Source organism: Mesorhizobium subarcticum (assembly GCF_055456085.1).
This window is the reverse complement of sequence record NZ_CM144237.1, coordinates 2,722,401-2,742,332: the sequence shown is the minus strand read 5'-3', so window position 1 is coordinate 2,742,332 and position 19,932 is coordinate 2,722,401. Positions and strand designations below refer to the sequence as shown.

Genomic DNA, 19,932 nt, shown 5'->3' with positions numbered 1-19,932 from the left:
TCAATGAGCGTTAGGAATGGATCATGAGTGTCCAGCGCCGCCTCTTGCCCAACATCAGCGCCCTCGCCGCCTTCGAGGCGGTGGCCCGTCTTGGCAGTTTCACCGCCGCCGCCCAGGAACTTGATCTGACCCAGGGCGCCGTCAGCCGGCAGATCAGGCTGTTGGAGGATCAGTTCGGGCGCCGTCTGTTCGAGCGCGACAGCCGCAATGTCCGGCTGTCGACAGCAGGCGAAATCTATGCGGAAGCGGTGCGTTCAGCGCTTGGCCAGTTGCGCGATGCAGCCTTGGGATTGATGAGCAATCGGCATAGTGGTATCCTGAACCTCGCTATGTTGCCAACCTTCGGCACGCGCTGGCTGATGCCGCTGATCCCCGATTTTGTCGAAAACAATCCCGACATCACCATCAACTTCGTCACCCGCGTCGGCCGCTTCGACTTCGCCAGGGAGCGGCTGGATGCTGCCATCCACTACGGCCTGCCGGACTGGCCGGAAGCGGACTCCACACTTCTGGTGCGTGAAACGGTGGCGCCGGTGGTCTCACCCGAATTCCTCGCCGGCCGTGCCATCGCCACGCCGGCCGATATTGGCCGCCTGCCGCTGCTGCATATGGCAACGCGGCCCGGCGCCTGGACCGAATGGTTCGAACATCAGGGCCTGAGCGCACCGACCGGGCCCGGCATGCAGTTCGAACAGTTCGGCACCGCCGCCCAGGCCTGCATGGCCGGCCTCGGCGTGGCGCTCCTGCCACTGCTCCTCATCGCGGGCGAATTGCAGCGCGACCAGCTCGTTCCCGCGCCCGGCCAACCCATGCAAAGCCGCAGCGCCTATTATCTCGTCGTTCCGCGCGACAAGCGCGGCCATCCGCCCGTCGCCAGTTTTCGCGACTGGCTGCTGGGCCAGATTGAGAAGGAGCCGGCTGTCCTGGCTTGGTAGCTACTTCCGCTTCAGCGCATCCGCCAAGGCGGCACCAAACGCGCCTTGCTGTGCCGGCCGCTCCGGCTGGCGTTGTGGCGCCGGCGAGCGCGGCGGCGGCCTGCCGCCACCATTGTCGCGCGGCCCGCCTTTGGATGCACCGCCCTCACCGCCGTCCTTGCGCATGGTAAGGGCAATACGCTTGCGCTTGATGTCGACGTCGACGACGCGCACCTTGACCACCTCGCCGGCCTTGACCACCTCATGGGCATCCTTGATGAAACGGTCGGCCAGTTGCGAGACATGCACCAGCCCATCCTGATGGACGCCAATGTCGACGAAAGCGCCGAAGGCGGCGACATTGGTGACCGTGCCTTCCAGCAGCATGCCGGGTTTCAGATCCTTGATGTCGTCAACGCCGTCGGCAAAGGTCGCCGTCTTGAAGCCGGGGCGCGGGTCGCGGCCGGGCTTTTCCAACTCGGCAAGAATGTCGCGCACCGTCGGCAACCCAAAGCGTTCGTCGACGAAGACGCGCGGGTCGAGGGCCTTGAGCGCGGCGCTGTCACCCATCAGCGAGCGCACATCGCGGCCGCAGGCGGCAACGATCTTCTTGGCCACGCCATAGGCTTCCGGATGCACCGACGAGGCATCGAGCGGCTCGCTGCCATTGGCGATGCGCAGGAAGCCGGCGGATTGTTCGAACGCGCGCGGCCCGAGCCGTGGCACCTTGAGCAAATCCTTGCGGCTGGCGAAGGGGCCGGTCGCATCTCGGTGCGCGACAATGGCGTCGGCCAGCGATGCGCCAAGGCCTGAAACCCGTGCCAGCAACGGCGCCGAGGCGGTGTTGAGGTCGACGCCAACAGCGTTGACCGCATCCTCGACCACCGCTTCAAGCGAGCGGCCGAGCCGGTACTGGTCGACATCGTGCTGGTACTGGCCGACGCCGATCGATTTCGGCTCGATCTTGACCAGTTCGGCCAGCGGATCCTGCAAGCGCCGCGCGATCGACACCGCGCCGCGCAAAGATACGTCGAGGCCCGGAAACTCCGCCGCCGCCGTCGCCGATGCCGAATAGACCGAGGCGCCGGCTTCACTGACGATCACCTTCAGTGGCTTCGGCCCGCCATCGGAAGGCATGTCGGACAGCATGTCGGCAACCAGCTTCTCCGTCTCGCGACTGCCGGTGCCGTTGCCGATCGAGATCAACTCGACCTTGTGCAGGCGGATGAGCTTGGCGAGTTCCGCCTGCGTGCCGCGCACATCGTTCTTTGGCGGAAACGGATAGACCGTCGTCGTCGTCAGCACTTTGCCGGTGCCATTGACCACCGCCACCTTGACGCCGGTGCGGATGCCGGGGTCGAGGCCCATTGTGGCACGCGAACCCGCAGGGGCCGCCAGCAGCAAATCCTTGAGGTTGCGGGCAAAGACGTGGATCGCCTCTTCCTCGGCCCGCTCACGCAGGTCGCGCATCAGATCGAGCGTCAGGTGTAGGGAGAGCTTGATGCGCCAGGTCCAGCCGGCGACGTCCATCAGCCAGCGGTCGCCCGGCAGGCTGCCGCCAATGGCATAGGCATTGGCGATCATCCGCTCGACCGGCTTCACCGGCGACGTGTCGTCGGCATCGACCTCGATGTCGAGCGACAGGACCTCTTCGTTGCGGCCGCGCAGCATGGCCAGCGCACGATGGCTCGGCACATTGGCCCAGCGCTCGACATGATCGAAATAGTCCGAGAATTTCGCGCCGGCCTCCTGCTTGCCGTCGACCACCCGGGCACGCATGAAGGCGCGGTCCTTCATATAGGTGCGCAATTTACCGACCAAATCGGCATTCTCGGCGAACTGTTCCGACAGGATGTCGCGCGCGCCGTCGAGTGCCGCCTTGGTATCGGCCACCTCTTCGGTGACATAGGCGAGAGCCAGTTCAGCGGGCACCAGCGAGCGGTTGGCAAGAATGGCCTCCGCCAGCGGCCCCAGCCCACGCTCCCTGGCAATCTCGGCCTTGGTCCGGCGCTTCGGTTTGTACGGCAGATAGATGTCTTCGAGTTCCGCCTTCGTGGCGGCGGCGACGATCTTGGTCTCGAGCTCGGTGGTCAGCTTGCCCTGCTCGCGAATGGAACCAAGGATGGTGTCACGGCGCGCGTCGAGCTCGCGAAGATAGGCGAGCCGCTCGGCAAGGTCGCGCAGTTGCGTGTCATCAAGCCCGCCGGTGACTTCCTTGCGGTAGCGCGCCACGAACGGCACCGTCGCGCCCTCGTCGAGCAGTTCGATCGCCGCGGCCGCCTGTTCAGGCCGTGCCTTGATCTCGGCCGCGATGACCGCTGCGATGCGCTTGATGTCGGATGCCATGTCGTTCCTGCTCCAAGCAATTCCAGGAAAAGTGTGAAACGGTTTTCCGTCCGGAATTGCGTCAAACCACTCTGATCGAAAAGAGCGGCGACCATAGGCGTTGATGACTGCGCCGCCAACCGCCGCGTTTTCAACGGCTGAAGGGGTCCACAGGAAAGCGAGCGCTAAAGTGGTGGCTCCCGGAGGATCAAACCATACGGCTCAGCGCCTCGAAGAACGCGACTATCTCGAGATCCAGCGGGTCATCGACCGGCTCTGGCTGCGACGACATCTTGGATATGACGACTTCGGTCGTGGGGTCGACATAAAGCCACTGGCCGTGGATGCCGATGCCGCAATAGGCGCCGTTCTCGTGTCCGGCCTGGTACCATTTGTTGCGGTAACGGCCCTTGGGAAACAGCGGCAGCATCGCGCCGCGCTGCCAGGCTTCCACACTGCCGCCGGTGCTGGTCGTGTCACGAACCCAGGCTTCCGGCACGATGCGGCGGCCATTGGCAGTTCCACCTTGCCGCATCATCTCGCCGATGCGCGCCAGGTCGCGCGGCGTCACCGAGATGCCGCCAGCGGTGCGTGCCGTGCCTTCCATGTCGACGCCGATCGAGGCTTCACTGACGGCGCCAAGCGGTAGCCACAGCTTCTCGCGCATCAGGTCGGTGAAGCGCTGGCCCGACGCGCGTTCCAGCAGCAGGCCGAGCAGGTCGGAATTGGGCGAACGGTAGCGGAAGGTCTGCCCGTGCGGCTCGGCAAGCCGCTGCAGGCTCAGGATGAATTCGCGCAGGCTTTCCGTGCCGCCACCCGGGTTCCACAGCGTGGCACGGCGGTAGCGGGCAAAGGCGCTTTCCGGATCGAGATAGGCCTCCTCGAAATCGAGGCTGACGCTCATATCGAGCACATGCCGGCAGCTCGCATCGCCATAGGCAGAGCCGGCGGCTTCCGGAATGTACTGCGTTACCGGCGCTTCCGGATCGAACACCCCCTCGCCTTCCAATATGCCGGCGATGATTGATGTCACCGACTTGCTGATCGAGAAGATGATGTGGCGGGCGCCGAAATCCATATGCGGTGCGAACCAGTCACCAATGATCTTGCCGCCCTTCATCACCGTCAGCGCATCGGTGCTGGAGCGCACGAGGAAGTCGGCCACTGTCTCCGGCGCGCTGGCGACCGAAACCTTTTCACCGAGCAGGCCACCCATGTCTTGTATGGGGACTCGGTCCCACCCGGGATTGCCGTCACGCGCGCCGTCGGCACCAGTTCGCCGAGGTTCTGGAACGACCACCGGTTGAACGGGTTTTCGCGCCAGTTGGCGAGCAGCACGTCGTTGCGGCGGAAGCCGTAGCGGGTCTCGAACGCGGTCTTGCCGGTCATGGCGTTTCCTCAGGGTCTTTTCGTCTTGAGATTCAGGCGAGCGCGGCGGCGATAGTGTGCACCGCCTTCAGCGTCGCCGTGCCGTAGGCGAGATTGCTGAAATCCGGCCAGGTCGAAAGCTTCACCACGACCATTCCCGTGTTCCAATCGATATGGATCATCTGTCCGAATACGCCCCGGCACATCAGCGCGCGCGAGCTGGGATTCTCGATCCAGAACTGGTTGCGGTAGCTGCCTTCAGGCAGGCTGGGGCCGAAGTCCGCCCCATGCTTGCCGTTACGCGTCGCCTCGATCCAGTCGGCCGGCACGATGCCGCCGCCATTGTCGAGGATCATCTGGCCGAAGCGGCTATAGTCGCGCAGCGTGGCGTTGAAGCCGCCATCGGCCACGGCATAGCCGGCGCTGTCGACGGTGAAGCAGGCGCTTTCGTCGACACCGAGCTTTTGCCAGAGCTCTTCGGAAACCAGCTGCGGCAGACGCTTGCCCGTCACCCGCTCCATGATGAAGGCGAGCACGTCCGTCTCGATCGAGCGGTACTCGAACTGGGCGCCATGCGGACGGACCGTGTCTTTCAAGCCCAGGATCAGCTCATACATATGCGAGGGCCAGCGGAACTCCGGATCGCTGCCCGGCGGCACCGGCTTCCAGCCCGTCGCGACATCGACCTGGCCGATATCGGAATAGCGGTCGGTGTATTCCTCTGAGAACCGCACCCCGGTCGTCATGTCGAGCACATGCTGGACGCTGGCGCCGGCCCAGCCAGTGCTGGCGAGTTCCGGCAGGTAATCAGTGACCGGCCTGGCTGGATCGATCAGGCCGCATCCGGCAAGTATGCCGAACACCGCGCCGGTGACGGACTTGGCCATCGACTGCGACAGATGCAGCGTCCGCTCATCCATGCCGTTGAAATAGCGCTCATAGGCGACCATGCCGTGCTTGAGCACCAGGAAGCCGTCCGTGTAGGTCTCGTCGAGCAGCCCGGCGAGCGTTGTCGGCTTGCCCTCGCTGTCCTCGACCGCCAGCCCGTCGAGATCGACCTCGGCGCGTTCGAGACGGTGTCGATGGCCGTTGCCGCGCCAGACTTCGGCGGTCGGCAGAATTTCCCTGATGTGCTGGAACGCCCAGCGGTTCCACGGCGGCCGGTCCCAGTCGAGCTTCGGTGGCACCATGGCGGGCGGAGAGCCCTGCATGATCGGCGGCCGCGGATCGCTGTTGCGGTAAGATGTCATCGAACCCTCCCACGATGCATGCCGCCCAAAAGTGCGTAGCGGTTTTGGGACAACGACATGCATGAAAACAAGAATTTGCAGCGTCGCGTGAGCCCTCCACATGCGACGCGTCGCAAAGAAGGGAGGCCGAAGCCTCCCTTCCGCTGGACTTTAGACCGAACCTATTTGCGCAAATTGGTCCAGATCTTGTTGTAGATCTCCACCACATCCGGCGGACAGGGCGGGACGAATTCCGGCGTCGGCGCGCCTGCCGGCGGATTGATCTCCGGCGAATTGGCGAAATCCGCCTGCAGGAACTTATGGCTGCCGGCAATGCCATTGTCGTAGCCGGCGAATTCCGAGATCAGCGCCGCATTTTCCGGGGCCATGATGAAGTCCTGGAACAGCTTGGCGTTGTCGAGGTTCTTGGCGCCTTTCAGCACCGCGACATTGTCCATCCAGCCTTCGATGCCTTCCTTCGGATAGGCGTATTTGATGGCCGGGATTTTCTGCCGCGAGCGATAGGTCGCGCCGTTCCACTGCTCCGTCACAATCACATCGCCGGAAGTGATCTTGGTGATGGTGTCGTAGCTGAAGGTTTTCCATGACGGTTTGGCGGCCGTCAGGATGTCGTTGACCTTTTTCAGATTAGCCTTGTCGGCGCCGCAGCGCGGCACGCCGGCGTAACGCTCGGCCGCATGCATGACGGTGTTGACGTCGTCGAGAATGTTGATCTGGCCCTTCAGCTCAGCCGGCGGGTCGAAGAGGATGGCCAGCGTGTCGATGTCGCCCTTGAACTTGTCCGTGTTGACCGCGAACGCGGTGGTGCCGAACTGCCACGGCACGGTATAATGGCGGCCGCTGTCCCAATAGATGTTGAGGAAGCGCGGGTCGATGTTCTTGCCGTTCGGCATCGCGTTGGGCTCGGTCTTTTCGAGCAGGCCCTCATCGACCATGATCTTCACCGTGTAGTCGGACGGCACCACGATGTCGTAGCCGGAGTTGCCGGCGCGCACCTTTGACAGCATGGTTTCGTTGGAATCATAATCGTCCAGCGTGACCTTGATGTTGTACTGTTTCTCGAACTTTTCGATCAGCTTGGGATTGGTGTAGTCACCCCAATTGTAGATATGCAGTTCGCCATCGGCGAGTGCGGGCACCGCCCACAACAGCACTGCCGTCGAAACGGCAGCCATCAGCTTCCTAGACATTTTTGTTCTCCTTTGCCTTCCCATTGATTCACTTGGCGCGTCGGCGCGCGATCAGGAACGATACCGAGACGAAGAGGATCGAGACCAGGAGCAGGATGGTGGAGATGGCATTGATCTCCGGCGTCATCGGCCGCCTGATCTGGTTCCAGATGTAGAGAGGCAGGGTCGTCTGGCCGGGGCCGGCGACGAGCTGCGTGATGGTGAAATCGTCGAAGGAGACGATGAACGCGAGTGCCGCACCCGACATGATGCCGGGGACAAGCAACGGCAGCGTTATGCGCCGGAACGCGTGCCACGGCGTGGCGTAGAGATCGGCGGCGGCGTATTCAAGCGTCAGATCCATATCCTCGAGACGCGCCCGGATCGGCATGTAGGCGAAGGGAATGCAGAACACGGTATGGGCGAGGATCAGATTGCCGATGCCGAAATTCAGACCGAAGGCCCCGGCGATCAAGGCGAAGAAGGACAAGGTCGCCACCGCCGTGATGATCTCGGGAACCATCAGCGGCAGGTTGATGACCATGAAGGCGGCCGGCAGGCCACGCCACGGCTTCACCCGGGTCATACCGATCGCCGCCAGCGTGGCGCAGATCGTCGAAACGATCGTCGCGCTCACCGAGATGATCAGTGTGTTCTCGGCGGCGTTATGGAATTCCTCATTGAGCAGTGCGGTGCCATACCAGGTCAGGCCGACGCCCTCCCAATGAGTAACGAGCGAACCCGTGTTGAACGAAAAGATCATCAGGATCAGGATCGGGACGTAAAGCACGGCAACGCAGATGATGGCGATCGTGCGGAATCCGGGCTGGTCCTTGATATCGACGTTGCGGGGATCAGCCATGCTGGATCTTCCCCGACGTGGTGCGAACATAGAAGTAGAGGGCGACCAGCACCGCGGCCATCAGGATCAGCGCTTGGGCGCAGCCGAGCGGCCAGTTGCGCCCGGAACCGAATTGCTGGGCGATGAGATCGCCGATCATCAGATGGATGCCGCCGCCAAGGATCAGCGGCGTCACATAGGCGCCAAGCGCGGGGATGAAGACGAGCAGACAGCCGGCGATGATGCCGGGCAGCGACAGCGGAATGATTATCCGCCAAAGAACTTGCCGGCGTGTCGCGTAAAGGTCGTTGGCTGCCTCGACCAGCCGGAAATCCAGTTTTTCCAGGCTGGCATAGAGCGGCAGGATCATGAACGGCAGGAACGAGTAGAGCAGGCCGAGCTGAATAGCGAAGTTGGTGTAAAGCATGGTGATCGGCTTATCGATCACGCCAAGCCCGATCAGCAGGTTGTTGATGAGACCTTCGTCGCGGATGATGAACATGATGGCCAGCGTGCGCACCAGAAGGTTCGACCAGAACGGGATGGTGATCAGCAGCACCCACCAGTTGCGCTGCGCCGGCGTGCGCGTGGCCATGAAGTAGGCGGTCGGAAAACCCAGCAGCAGGCAGATGACCGTCGTCACCACGGCGAACAGAAACGAGCGCAGATAGATGATCAGGAAATCCGGCGTGAACTGCAGCGTGTCGTCGAAAATATCCTGCTGGAACAGGAAGTTCAGATAGGCGTCCGTCGAAAACTTCCATTGCACGCCGCCGTAGGGCGCGGCCTGGAGAAACGAATAGACCAGAATGATCAGCAGCGGCAGCACGCCGAAAATTCCGATGACGATCAGCGCCGGCAAGGAAAGCAGGCGGTTGCGCCTGGCGCTTGCTTTCTCGGCCTTGGCTTCGAACAACGCGGCTTGGGAAAGCGCCATTGTCATCAGTCCTTCAGTATCCGCGCGCCGTCGTCTTCGAACAAGATGCCCACCTTGGCGCCCGGCTCGAATGTCACTGCGCCGGACCGGCTGTTCTGGTAACGCACGATGAAGTTGTCACCGCCGTCGAGCTTGACGTGGTAGTGCGTGTCGGTGCCGAAATAGACGACATTCGCCAGGGTTCCTGAGACCGTGCCCTTGGACACATCGGCGATCAGATCCGCATGCTCGGGCCGCACCACGACCGTGACTGCACCCGAAGGATCGAAGTTCTCCGGGAACCCTGCCGCCACGGTTGCGCCGGAGGCGAGCTTCACGGTGGCGACGCCGGATTTCTTCGACACCACGGTACCCTTGAGGAAATTGGTCTCGCCGATGAAGTCGGCGACGAAGCGTTCGGCCGGTCGGTCGTAGATGTCGCGCGGCGCGCCTACCTGCAGGATCTTGCCGGCCGACATGACAGCGATGCGGTCCGACATGGTCAGCGCTTCTTCCTGGTCGTGGGTGACGAAGATGAAGGTGATGCCGGTTTCGTGCTGCAGCCTCTTCAGCTCGATCTGCATTTCCTTGCGCAGCTTGTAATCGAGCGCGGAGAGCGGCTCGTCGAGCAAGAGCACCTTCGGCTGTGGTGCGAGCGCCCGCGCCAGCGCCACGCGCTGTTGCTGGCCGCCGGAGATCTGGCTGGTGCGGCGATTGCTCAGCGCTTCCATCTTGACCAGTTTCAGCATCTGGGCGACGCGCGCCGCAATCTCCGCCTTCGGCTTGCCCAGCATTTCCAGGCCGAAGCCGATATTGTCGGCCACCGTCATGTGGGGAAACAGCGCATAGGACTGGAAGACGGTGTTGACCGGCCGCTTGAACGGCGGCAGCGGCGCGATGTCCTGTCCGTAGAGCAGGATTTCGCCGGCACTCGGAAAATCAAAGCCGGCTATCAGCCGCAACAACGTCGTTTTTCCGCAGCCGGATGGTCCCAGCAGTGTGAAGAACTCATTCTCGCGGATCGATACCGAGACCGTGTCGAGGGCAGCGACCTGCCCCTCACCCGACCCGAAAATTTTGCTGACGTTTACTACTTCAATCGCATTCCGATCCGGTTTGTCCGGCACGATTACGCCTCATCGTTGACCCCGCTCTTGCTGGCGGAGCTGTTCCCCTGTTGGATGTGATCATACGCCCGGTATGTTGGCAAGCCCGGCATTGAATCACAGTTCAGTTAGTGGTCTTGGCGTAGCAAGCCCCATGCCACAGTCAGGCTTGGTAGGTGATTTTGCCGCCACAGATGGTCGTCACCGGCCGCACCGTATGCAACGCTTCCGGGGCAGTGCTCTCGATATCGGCCGACAAAACGACGAGATCCGCCAGATAACCCGGCTTCAGCACGCCTTTGCGGTCTTCCATGAATTCGCTGTAGGCGCCCTCAACCGTATAGCCGGCAAGCGCTTCATGCAGCGAGAAACTCTGGTCCGGCAGGCCTTCTGCCCAAGGTTTGCGCATGACCGCTGCTTGGATGCCCAGGATCGGATCAACCGGCGAGACTGGCCAGTCGGAAGCGAACACGACGCGGGCGCCAGCATCCTTGAGCGTGCGCCACGCATAGCTCAGCGGCCACCTGTCGCGGCCGATGCGCGAAATCGTCGGCTCCAGCGGAAAGTTCATGGCGCCGGGCGGATGCGGCGGTTGCATCGAAGCGATGACGCCAAGTTCGGCGAACCGCGGCACATCCGTCGGGGTGGTGACCTCGATATGCTCGACGCGGTGACGGCTGTCCCGCTTGCCATTGGCCTTTTGGGCCGCCTGATAACCGTCGAGCACTGCGCGGACCGCGCCGTCACCGATCGAGTGAACGGCGATCTGCAGACCTCTGCGGTCGGCCTCGACCGCCACCTCGGCGAAGTGCTCGGGCGTGAACAATGGCTCGCCGCGCCAGCCGGGACGGTCGGCATAGTCGTCGACCATCACGGCGGTCCAGGAATCGAGCACGCCGTCATAAAACACCTTGACCATGCCCGAGGACAGCCATTCGGACTTGTAGGTCGCGGCCATGGCAGACGCTTTTTCAAGTATCCCCAGCTCCATGAAGTTCTTGAAATGGAACGGGATTTTTGTACGGCATATGAGCCGCCCTTCTTGCTCCAGGCCGGCAAGCAGCTCGAGCTGGTAGAGGTTGCCATCCATGTTCTGGATCGACGTGATGCCGTGGCGGGCGCACCATTCCAGGCCGCGATGCATCAGATCCCGATCGGCGGCAAGCTCCTCGGCGGACGGATAGGGTTCCGGCTCGCCGCCCGTAAGACCGAGCCGTGTGCGGTTTTGCCCGAAGTGCTCCAGGATCGGACCGAAAGCCTCGCCCTCGCGCAATTCGCCCGCCGCGAGGCCATCGGTACCCATCACGATCTCATTGCCTGGTCCCAATTCCCTGCCATGCAGGAGGCCCGCCTCTTCCAGCGCCTTGGTGTTCGCCCACATCGTATGATGGTCGGAGGCCGACATGGCGAACGGGCGGTCGGGGATGATTTGGTCGAGATGGTGGCGCGTGACCGGCTCGGGCAGGATCGAATAGTCGACGCCAGCGCCGATCAGAAGCCTGGCGTTGGGCCGCGCCGCGGCAAAAGACTGGATAGCATCGCGCAAGGCATCGAAGCCATGCACGCCAGCCAGATGCAGATTGTCGAGTTCAGCCGCGCCGCCGAACAGATGCATATGGGCTTCGATGAAACCCGGCAGGACCGAACCGCCCTTGGCGTCGATCACCTGTGTGGCCGTCCCCTTGAGCTCTTCTATTGCGGCACGGCTGCCGATGGCGATGATGGCGCCGTCCTTGACGGCAACGGCCTCGGCGGCGGGATTGCCTTCGTCCATCGTCAGCACACGACCGTTGATGACGATCAGATCCGCATTGTGATCCGCACCCGTGACAGACATCGCGACTCCGCGCTTTTGATGACCGATTGAGACCGACAATCCTGCTCCCGACGGCTTGCCACTCCAGCGGAGCGGCGCCACGGGAAAAAAACGATGTCAGTACGCCGGCTTTGAAATTCCCCTTGTGATCCCAAGAGACAGCGTGGATAAAGAATGCGACTGATTATTCGCGTTTGTCAACATGCGGAATTTAGAATGTATTGTGGACAGCACCCTGCGCCTGTGGTGAGACCGGGCGGGGAACGAGGACATCAAGCAGTGAAGCGCAGTCTCGATCGCAAAACCAAAATAGCGCTCGAACCGCGCAAGCAGCCGCGGCAGCAACGGTCGAGCAAGGTGGTCGACCGCATTCTCGACGCGGCACTGATCTTGACGCGCGAGCAAGGAACCAGGACGCCGACGACGCTCGCCATTGCGCAGCGCGCGGGCCTGTCGGTCGGTTCGATCTATCAATACTTCCCCAACAAGGAAGCCATTCTTCTAGACCTCGCCCGGCGCTGGCTGTCCTCCTTTCCCGAGGTGATCGCGAAGCGCATCAAGGTCGCCCGGCCCACCAACCGCGAAGAGTTCCGGCAGGAAGTGCGCAAGCTCTTCATCGATACCTCCAGGATATATCTCGAGAACGCCACCCTGATGCCGGTGATCGAGGCCATTTCAGGCAATGCCGACCTCAGGCCTATCCAGGACGAATATGACGAGCAGATCATCGCGCTTTACGCCGCCTGGCTGCGGCACGTGAACCCTGCGCTGGAAGACAAGATCGCCAAACGGCTCGGCCTGGTGATGATGGAGGTCGGGCACGCCTGCCGGCTTGTCGGCATGAAAAGAGATCGCAAGACATTCGACCTCATCGAGGACGATGTCGAATCCATGTGGCTGGCTCTGGTGAGCCCCTATCTCAACCTTGACTGATTTCGCACCTTGAGAGGACCCTTATGAAGACTGTCTATTCGCCGCTTCATGCTGGCCATGCCGGCCAGATGGAATTGGTCACATCAGCCATCGTGCCGGGTTTTGAAAAGCCTTCGCGGGCCGAATTCATCAAGGCGCGGGTCGAAAGCGAGAAGCTCGGTCCGATCGTGCTGCCGCTCGAGCATGACCTTGCCGCCGCCAAGCGTATCCACAAATCAGACTACATCGACTTCCTGCCGACGGTCTGGCCGCAATGGGTGGAAGCGGGCCTCAGCGGCACGGCCATGCCGTTCACCTGGCCGACGCGCGGCCTGCGCGGCGACGTGCCGCCGAAGCGCATTGACGCTTTGCTTGGATACTATTCCTTCGACGGCGGCGCCACCTTCGTCGAAGGCACATGGGCCGCGATCAAATCGTCCTATGACGTCGCGCTGACCGCCGCCGGCCTGGTCAAGGGCGGCGAAAGATCGGCCTTCGCGCTCTGCCGTCCGCCGGGACACCATGCCGGAGCCGGCTTCATGGGCGGCTATTGCTATATCAACAACGCCGCAGTGGCCGCGCAGTGGTTCCTCGACCAGGGTGCCAAACGCGTCTCGATCCTCGATGTCGACTACCACCATGGCAACGGCACACAGGAGATCTTCTACGACCGCGCCGACGTGCAGGTCCTCAACCTGCATGGCGATCCCATGGTCGAATATCCGTTCTTCCTCGGCCATGCCGATGAACGCGGCGCCGGTGCCGGCGAAGGTTTCAACATCAATTATCCGATGCCCTTCGGCACCAGTTGGGACGCCTGGAACGCCTCGCTGGAGGACGCCTGCAGCAAGCTCGCCGCCTATGCACCCGACATCGTCGTTGTCTCGCTCGGCGTCGACACGTTCGAGAAGGACCCGATCAGCCAGTTCAAGCTGAAGAGCGCGGACTATCCCAAGATCGGCCGTCGCATCGCCAGGCTCGGCCTGCCGACGCTGTTCGTCATGGAAGGCGGCTATGCCGTCGAGGAGATCGGCGTCAACGCCGTCGGCGTGCTGACCGGTTTCGAGGATCGGTAAGCCTGCCCGCGAGTACAGGCTGGCACGATAGCTATGAACGAAAAAGGGCGGCACATGGCCGCCCTTTCTTCAAGCTACGTTGCAGCGCCGGTGCTCGGCGCGGCCATTGGTGCGGCCGCCTTGCGTGAGCGGCCGAGATAATAGACCGCCGCCGCGGCGATGACACCGGCGGCCAGGATGCCTGCCGCCAGAACCGGCCGATACCAGAACCAGGCAATCGCGATCGTCGTCGTGCCGACCAGGATCGCCATGAAGAAGGCGATGATGCCGGTTCCCATCCGCGCCATGCTGCCGAGGAACGGAATGACGTCGAGGATCACGCCGATCGGGCTGAGGAACAGGGCAAAGCCGATGGTCAGCAGCAACAGGCCGGCGGCGCGCAGCAGCCAGGTGATCAGCGTGTTGGCGCTGACCGCCTCGGCGAACATCTTGTCGGCCGGCACCTGGCCGGTATCGACCATCAGCAGCGCATCGCCGGCTTGCGTCTGGTAGGGCTCGAACCGGCTGCCGGCCTGTCGCGCGACAATGCTGACCACGCCGAGCGGCGCCAATTCATAGCCAATGCGATAGTCACCCAATGCGGGTGTTGTGTTGTCGCTGCCGAGATAGATCTTGCCATCGACGATGCTCAGCGGCTTCGTCCCGGTATAGGCAGCCTTGATCGCCGCCGATTGATTGGCCGACAGCGAATAGTCCTTGTCGCCCTCGATGCGATCGAGCACCGGCGTGTCGAGATCGAAAGCCACGAGCTTGCCTTGCGGGATCTGGAAGGCGCGGCTGTGGATCGCCATTGGCGGGTTCTGATGGCCGTCAGGCTTCTTGAAATCCGACGAATCGATCTGCTTGTCGTCCCACACCCTGGAATAGCTGTAGGTGGTTTCCGTCTCCTCGCCGCCGCCAAGCTTCTTGGTGGTCTCGGATTTGGATTCTTCCTTCCACTGGTACATCTCGACGCGGCGCGACAACCGCAGCCCTTGGGCGGCGATGCCGAAATCCGGATCGGACACACCACTATCCGCCGTCACCGGCCCGCTGACATGCACCAGTTTGCCGTCATTGGCGGCATCGACGCTGTCGGCGTTGACCGAAACGACCGCGCCCGACCCTTCGGCCAGTGAGCGCGCCGTCTGTACCGCGCGGCCCTCGTTCCAGAACAGTCCGATCACCATCAGCACGATCAACAGCAGGCCGAAGATGACCCCACCAACGGCGCGCTTGATCCGCCCGAACCACGAGACTGAAGTAACTTCCCGAAATGAATCGCTCATTGTTTCCCCCGAAACCAAAAATAACAATAATTATGCGCGGCCGGCGGCCGCGCCTAGGGCCGATCAATCGGCGTGGATCTGTGCGCCGCAGTCCTTGGCGCCGGCGCAAGAGTGCACCGCCCGCGTCGTGCCGCCATCGCCGACCCGCCATGGTGAAGCAGACAACGGCGCCTGGCCGTTGGCGCCGAGAAGGTCGAGCGCCCGCATGGCCGTCTGCTCGCCTTCATCGTCACGCTTGACGATCTCGACATCCTTGAGGCCGATCGCGGCAAGCTGCGGCATCACCACGTCGGGATCACCGGCAACCACGATCAGCGACGGCTCCAGCGACGACAGTGCCAGCGCCTGTTTCTGCACGGCATCGAGCGTCAGCCGGGTGCGCGCCGTCATGCGGCTTTGCTGATCCTCCAGCGTCGAACCGCTGCCGACCGCTGAAATCAGTGAGCCGAACAGGCCGGCAGATGTTTCCGCCGATCCGGCCAGCGCCCGGCGATAGACCGTCACCGTACGGTCGACCTCATCTTGTGCCACCGGCAAGGTGGTCAGGCCGGCAAAGCCTTTCAGGATTTCGGCGATCGCAGGACCGGTGTTGGCGCGCTCAACGGTCGTTGCCACGACAAGGCCCGAACCGGCCTTCATCGGGCTGAGCAAATAGCTCGACACGCCGTAGGAATAGCCCTTCTCCTCGCGGATCACCGAATTCAACCGGCTGGAGAAATCATCGCCGAGCAGATTGGCGACAGCGGTCGATTCCGCGCGCTCGCCTTCGTCGGTGCCGGGTGCCGGCCGCGCCACGAACAGAGCCGACTGGCTGGCGCCGGGTTCGGGCACCAGCAACACCTTCTGGCCAGTCTTGAAATGTGCTGCCGGCGACGGTTCGACGGCATAGGCTGTAGCATCGCTTTTCCATGTGCCGAATGCCTTTTCAAGGCCGGCAGCGACCGTCGCGACCGACATCGGGCCGACGCTATAGAAGATCACCGTCTTCGGTGTGAACTCCGCCTTGAATGCGGCTTTCGCCTCGTCGAGCGAGATCGAGGCCAGCGCCTTTGCCGACCAGTCGACCGCGGCCTTGCCCGGCACTTGCGGAATAAGCGTCGCCTTCGCAACGCGGCCGGCAACGCCCGGCAGGTCCGCCTCGCGCCCATTCAGCCAGTCGACCGTCTGCGCCATCAGCACGGTCCATTCGGTCTTGTCGAAACGCGGCTTCACCACCGCGTCGGCAAGCAGGCCCAGACCTTGATCCAGTTTTTCGGGCGGCACGCCAAGCGTCATTGTCGTGGTCAGCGCACCGGCCTGGTAGCCGATCCCGGCGCCGATATCGCTGGTCGCCTTGGCGAAGTCAGCCGCGCCACGCTCAGCAGCGCCGCGGGTCGCCATGCTTGCGGCAAGCTCCAGCAGCCCCTCCTTGCCTTCCGGCACGCTGTTCCAGCCGCCTTCGGCACTCGCCGCGATATAGGCCATCGGCGCTTCCGGCATTGTGTAGTGGACGAGCTTGATGCCGTTGGAGAGCGTCGCCGTTTCCATGACCGGCAACACCGCAGAAGGTGCTTGCCCGGCCGGGTGCTTCGGAATGTCGATTGCCACCCGCTCCGGCGCCGTGAACGGCTGCGGCGTGCCCGACGATCCGATCAGCGCGTCGGGATAACCACCGCGCGGGCCCGGCTTCAACACCAGCACACTGGCGTCTTCGGGTTTAAGCAGCCGCTTCATCGTCGCTTCGATATCGGCTGCACTGGCATTCTTGACGCGCGGATCGTCGACCAGCGCGCTCTGCGCATCGCCAAGAATATCGGCATTGTAGGAGACGGTGCCGGCACGATCTTTCAGCGCCTCGTTGCCCAGCCGCGAGGCCTGCAATATGCCGTTGCGCGCGCGTTCGACATCCGCCGGGTCGAGCGGCGTCTTCTGGAAATCCACGAAGGCCGCTTTCATCGCGCTTTCCAGCGCTTCTGGCGTAACACCAGCCGCCGCGCCCGCCTCGAAGGTGAAGCGACCGCCGAGCAGGCCGCCCGTCCAGCTAGCGCTGGCGTAAGTGGCGATGCCCTGCTCTGAGACCAGGCGGTTGCGCAGAAATCCATAGTCGCCATTGCCGAGCAGTTCCGCGGCGATACCGAGCGCGCCATTGTCAGGCGACTGCGCCGCCGGGCCGCTGAAGCCGACTACCACGACGGGGCTCGGCACGCGGTCTTCCAGCACCAGCTTCAGCCGGGCCTGCGTCGGCTCCGGCACTTTGGGCCGCGCCACGTCTGCCCCGCGCGGCACCCGGCCGAACGTGTCGGCAATCAGCGCCTTGGTGTCATCGACCTTGACGTCGCCGACCAGCACCAGCACCGCATTGTTGGGCAGATAGTAGGTGTTGAAGAAACCTCTGACATCGTCGAGCGTCGCCGCATCGAGGTCGGCGACCGAGCCGATGACCATGCGGCTATAGGGATGCGGCTTCGGGAACAGCCCGGACCAGAAAGCCTCCCAGCCGGATGCGCCGGCCTTGTCGAGCACGTTCTGGCGCATCTCGTTCTTGACCACCGAACGCTGCAGGTCGAGCTTGGCCTGCGTCACCGAACGGCCGAGATTGGCCATGCGGTCAGCTTCCAGCGACAGGATCATCGGCAGCGACGACGATAGCCCGTCGACATAGAACACGGTGCCGTCCTCAGTGGTCCAGGCATTGATCTCGTTGCCCAGTGCCGCATGCGCGCCGAACACGTTCGGCCAGGCCGGCGTGCCGGAAAACATCAAATGCTCGAACAGATGCGCGAAGCCGGAGCGGCCAGCCGGTTCATTCATCGAACCGACGCGGTAGCGCAGGTTCATCACCACCTTTGGCGCACGATGGTCCGGCACCAGCACCACCTGCAGCCCGTTGTCGAGCGTGTAGGTGACGATTGGCTCGGCCTTTGCCGCCGTTGCCGCGCCGGCAAAAAGCGCAAGCACCACAGTGAACGCCAGGAAAACCTGCTTCATGATCACCCCCCAATCGATATGGCCGCAAACAAGCGCCGCCACCCTAGCCCAGTCCGATCGAAGGGAAGCCCACCCTCCTGTCGATCGCCGAGAACCTATCGGAATCGATCGGTCCTCGATACGGCAGCTTCGCAACAACCTCTGGCTTTTTCGTGTCAGTGTTTTCAGGCGGCCCCGATGCAGCGAAAGTGTGTTGGGCGTTACTCTGAGTCGCACGCGAGTCCGTCGGTTTCGATTTTGTCAAATCGCGTTTGATGTCGGATTCATCTGCGGGTAGATTAGACCCGAATCAGCCGGTCCTGGGGGGCGCGGCGACCACCCAAAGTCTCACGGTCCGGAATTTTCCGGCGCCAGACGCGGACGGTTTCGCGTTCCCTGAATGGATTCCGTCTGGTTGGCGCGGCCCCGCGCCGCGTGTGCGTCTCGTGAAAGTAACGCGTTTTCGGTTTCGGCGGCTGGCTCCCCAGCATCCGGACAGCAGAAACGATTCCGGCCAAAAGCAAAAAATGAGCAGTCCCGCCGCGCTTCTTCAATCCGACACATTAGGCTCGCGCCTGACGTCGCGCGGTGATCTGACCAGTTTCTTCATGGAGTTGATCGCCGAGATCGGCGCCGACAGCTACATGCTGGTCGCCATCGTCCACGACCAGGACCGCAACGACGCGCGCATCGTTTCCTCGAACTGGATCTTCGACGCCATCGAACTGACTGGCAAGCGGCTGATCGCCAGCCTTGCCCAGGGCGCGCTCACCGTCGCGCCTGGCATTCGTCCGCGACCGCTGGTGGCGGCAAACGCGCCCGACAGCGACGGGCTGGTTTCCGGCGAAGAGGCGCGCCTCCTCGACGTGCTCGGCCATGCCGAAGTCTATTCGCTGCGGCTGAATGTCGGTCGCCAGCGCCTGTTCGCCCTGTTCTCGGCGGCGACCGCAGGCCAGATCGACCAGCCGGCGCTGATGAAGGCGCAGCTGAAATGCTGCTACGCGCTCTCGCATATGCCGCAGTTGATCGCAGCGGCGGCGATGCAGGATCCGCTGTCGGATCGCGAGCGCGAATGCCTGTTCTGGGTCTCCGAGGGCAAGACCACCGATGAGGTGGCCGTCATCCTTGGCGTCTCCTCCAACACCGTCAACAGCTACATCACCCACGCCATCCAGAAATTCGCGGCCTCGAACCGCGCGATGGCCATCGCCACGGCGATCAGGAGTGGCATCATTTGAAACAGGCCGATATCAAGGAAGCAGCGGAAGCCCTTTTCAACGAGCAGCGAAACCCTTTCGGCGCCTTCTCGCTCAGCTCCGAAACGCATCACGCCGTCACCATTCCCGATGCCGTGCGCCGCTGCCGCTGGATATCGATCGACATCAACGCCACTGCTTTCGGCCTGTACTTCGTCAGCCCGTCGCCGGAACGTGCGCGGCTGGTCCCGTGTTTCGATTCCGACTATCCCGGCATTGCGGTGGCGACGAAGTTCATCGCGGGCGCCAATGGCGAGGAGATCGTGCGCCACACCCACAACTCGACGGAGCCACGTTGGTGGACGGATGACGGCATCGCCGCGATGGCCGAGACGTTCGGCAGCCTCGCCTGGACCGAGCAGATGGCGCCGCTGGCGCCCGGCACCAGCGGCATTGCCTTTCCCGTCCACGCCGATCGCGGCCAGTGCGGCCTCGTCGTCTTCCTTGGGTCGGAGATCGCACTGCCGCAGGATGCGCTTTACGAGATCCACGCCCGCTGCTTTTCGCTGTTCGCCGCCGTCGCCCGTATCCGTCCGGGCGACGCCGGCAGGATGCGCGCGATTTCCAAGCGCGAACTCGAATGCCTGAAGCTGACCGCCAACGGCAACACCAGCGAGGAAATCGCACGGCTCCTGAAGCTGTCGGTTCATACCGCCAACCAGTATCTCACCCAGTCGACCCAGAAGCTCAACGCCGTCAACCGTAACCAGGCGGTCGCCAAGGCGCTGCGGTTAGGCCTGATCGAATAATGCTTGTCGCCTGATGGGCG

14 protein-coding genes and 1 pseudogene are annotated in these 19,932 nt (G+C 63.0%); 5 read left to right on the top strand and 10 right to left on the bottom strand.

Features of this window, described 5'->3' with window-relative positions; translation table 11 throughout:
* Positions 1 to 23 precede the first annotated feature (23 nt).
* Positions 24 to 935 carry a LysR family transcriptional regulator gene (locus tag ACZYHG_RS13385; protein ID WP_464614183.1) on the top strand — a complete coding sequence of 304 codons (912 nt, stop codon included), beginning with the start codon at positions 24 to 26 and terminating at the stop codon, positions 933 to 935.
* Here the strand turns inward: ACZYHG_RS13385 and ACZYHG_RS13380 are convergent, their stop codons facing one another.
* From ACZYHG_RS13380 to ACZYHG_RS13345, 8 genes and pseudogenes are all read right to left on the bottom strand, one after another.
* The gene (locus tag ACZYHG_RS13380) at positions 936 to 3,260 is read right to left on the bottom strand and encodes a Tex family protein (RefSeq protein WP_464614182.1); all 2,325 of its coding nucleotides are present in this window, start codon (positions 3,258 to 3,260) and stop codon (positions 936 to 938) included.
* Between the two features lie 187 nt (positions 3,261 to 3,447).
* Positions 3,448 to 4,628: pseudogene (locus tag ACZYHG_RS13375) on the bottom strand (serine hydrolase domain-containing protein).
* Positions 4,629 to 4,660: 32 nt separating this feature from the next.
* Positions 4,661 to 5,857: a serine hydrolase domain-containing protein gene (locus ACZYHG_RS13370; RefSeq protein WP_464614181.1), complete on the bottom strand. Its 1,197-nt coding sequence runs from the start codon at positions 5,855 to 5,857 to the stop codon at positions 4,661 to 4,663.
* A gap of 161 nt (positions 5,858 to 6,018) precedes the next feature.
* Positions 6,019 to 7,047, bottom strand: a complete 1,029-nt coding sequence (locus ACZYHG_RS13365; protein WP_027030792.1) for an extracellular solute-binding protein — start codon at positions 7,045 to 7,047, stop codon at positions 6,019 to 6,021.
* Positions 7,048 to 7,075: 28 nt separating this feature from the next.
* Positions 7,076 to 7,888, bottom strand: a complete 813-nt coding sequence (locus ACZYHG_RS13360; protein ID WP_464614180.1) for an ABC transporter permease — start codon at positions 7,886 to 7,888, stop codon at positions 7,076 to 7,078.
* Positions 7,881 to 8,810 carry an ABC transporter permease gene (locus ACZYHG_RS13355; protein ID WP_464614179.1) on the bottom strand — a complete coding sequence of 310 codons (930 nt, stop codon included), beginning with the start codon at positions 8,808 to 8,810 and terminating at the stop codon, positions 7,881 to 7,883. The genes ACZYHG_RS13360 and ACZYHG_RS13355 overlap by 8 nt, the downstream gene beginning before the upstream one ends.
* Positions 8,810 to 9,910: an ABC transporter ATP-binding protein gene (locus ACZYHG_RS13350; RefSeq protein ID WP_027030795.1), complete on the bottom strand. Its 1,101-nt coding sequence runs from the start codon at positions 9,908 to 9,910 to the stop codon at positions 8,810 to 8,812. Before ACZYHG_RS13350 ends, ACZYHG_RS13355 begins: the two co-directional genes overlap by 1 nt.
* Positions 9,911 to 10,052: 142 nt before the next feature.
* On the bottom strand, positions 10,053 to 11,726 hold the full coding sequence (locus ACZYHG_RS13345) for an amidohydrolase (RefSeq protein ID WP_464614178.1): 1,674 nt from the start codon (positions 11,724 to 11,726) through the stop codon (positions 10,053 to 10,055).
* 258 nt (positions 11,727 to 11,984) lie between these two features.
* Here ACZYHG_RS13345 and ACZYHG_RS13340 point away from each other — a divergent pair, with 258 nt between their 5' ends.
* Both ACZYHG_RS13340 and ACZYHG_RS13335 read left to right on the top strand, forming a co-directional pair.
* Positions 11,985 to 12,638: a TetR/AcrR family transcriptional regulator gene (locus ACZYHG_RS13340; RefSeq protein WP_027060099.1), complete on the top strand. Its 654-nt coding sequence runs from the start codon at positions 11,985 to 11,987 to the stop codon at positions 12,636 to 12,638.
* 23 nt (positions 12,639 to 12,661) lie between these two features.
* Complete coding sequence (locus ACZYHG_RS13335) at positions 12,662 to 13,693, top strand: histone deacetylase family protein (RefSeq protein WP_464614177.1); 1,032 nt, start codon at positions 12,662 to 12,664, stop codon at positions 13,691 to 13,693.
* Positions 13,694 to 13,767: 74 nt separating this feature from the next.
* Here the strand turns inward: ACZYHG_RS13335 and ACZYHG_RS13330 are convergent, their stop codons facing one another.
* Both ACZYHG_RS13330 and ACZYHG_RS13325 read right to left on the bottom strand, forming a co-directional pair.
* A complete protein-coding gene (locus ACZYHG_RS13330) occupies positions 13,768 to 14,961 on the bottom strand; it encodes a TMEM43 family protein (RefSeq protein ID WP_464614176.1) in 1,194 nt (397 codons plus the stop codon).
* Between the two features lie 63 nt (positions 14,962 to 15,024).
* Complete coding sequence (locus tag ACZYHG_RS13325) at positions 15,025 to 17,928, bottom strand: M16 family metallopeptidase (RefSeq protein WP_464614175.1); 2,904 nt, start codon at positions 17,926 to 17,928, stop codon at positions 15,025 to 15,027.
* Positions 17,929 to 18,434: 506 nt separating this feature from the next.
* Here ACZYHG_RS13325 and ACZYHG_RS13320 point away from each other — a divergent pair.
* Positions 18,435 to 19,145, top strand: a complete 711-nt coding sequence (locus tag ACZYHG_RS13320) for a helix-turn-helix transcriptional regulator (protein WP_464614174.1) — start codon at positions 18,435 to 18,437, stop codon at positions 19,143 to 19,145.
* Complete coding sequence (locus ACZYHG_RS13315) at positions 19,142 to 19,912, top strand: helix-turn-helix transcriptional regulator (protein WP_464614173.1); 771 nt, start codon at positions 19,142 to 19,144, stop codon at positions 19,910 to 19,912. Before ACZYHG_RS13320 ends, ACZYHG_RS13315 begins: the two co-directional genes overlap by 4 nt.
* The last annotated feature ends 20 nt before the right edge of the window (positions 19,913 to 19,932 follow it).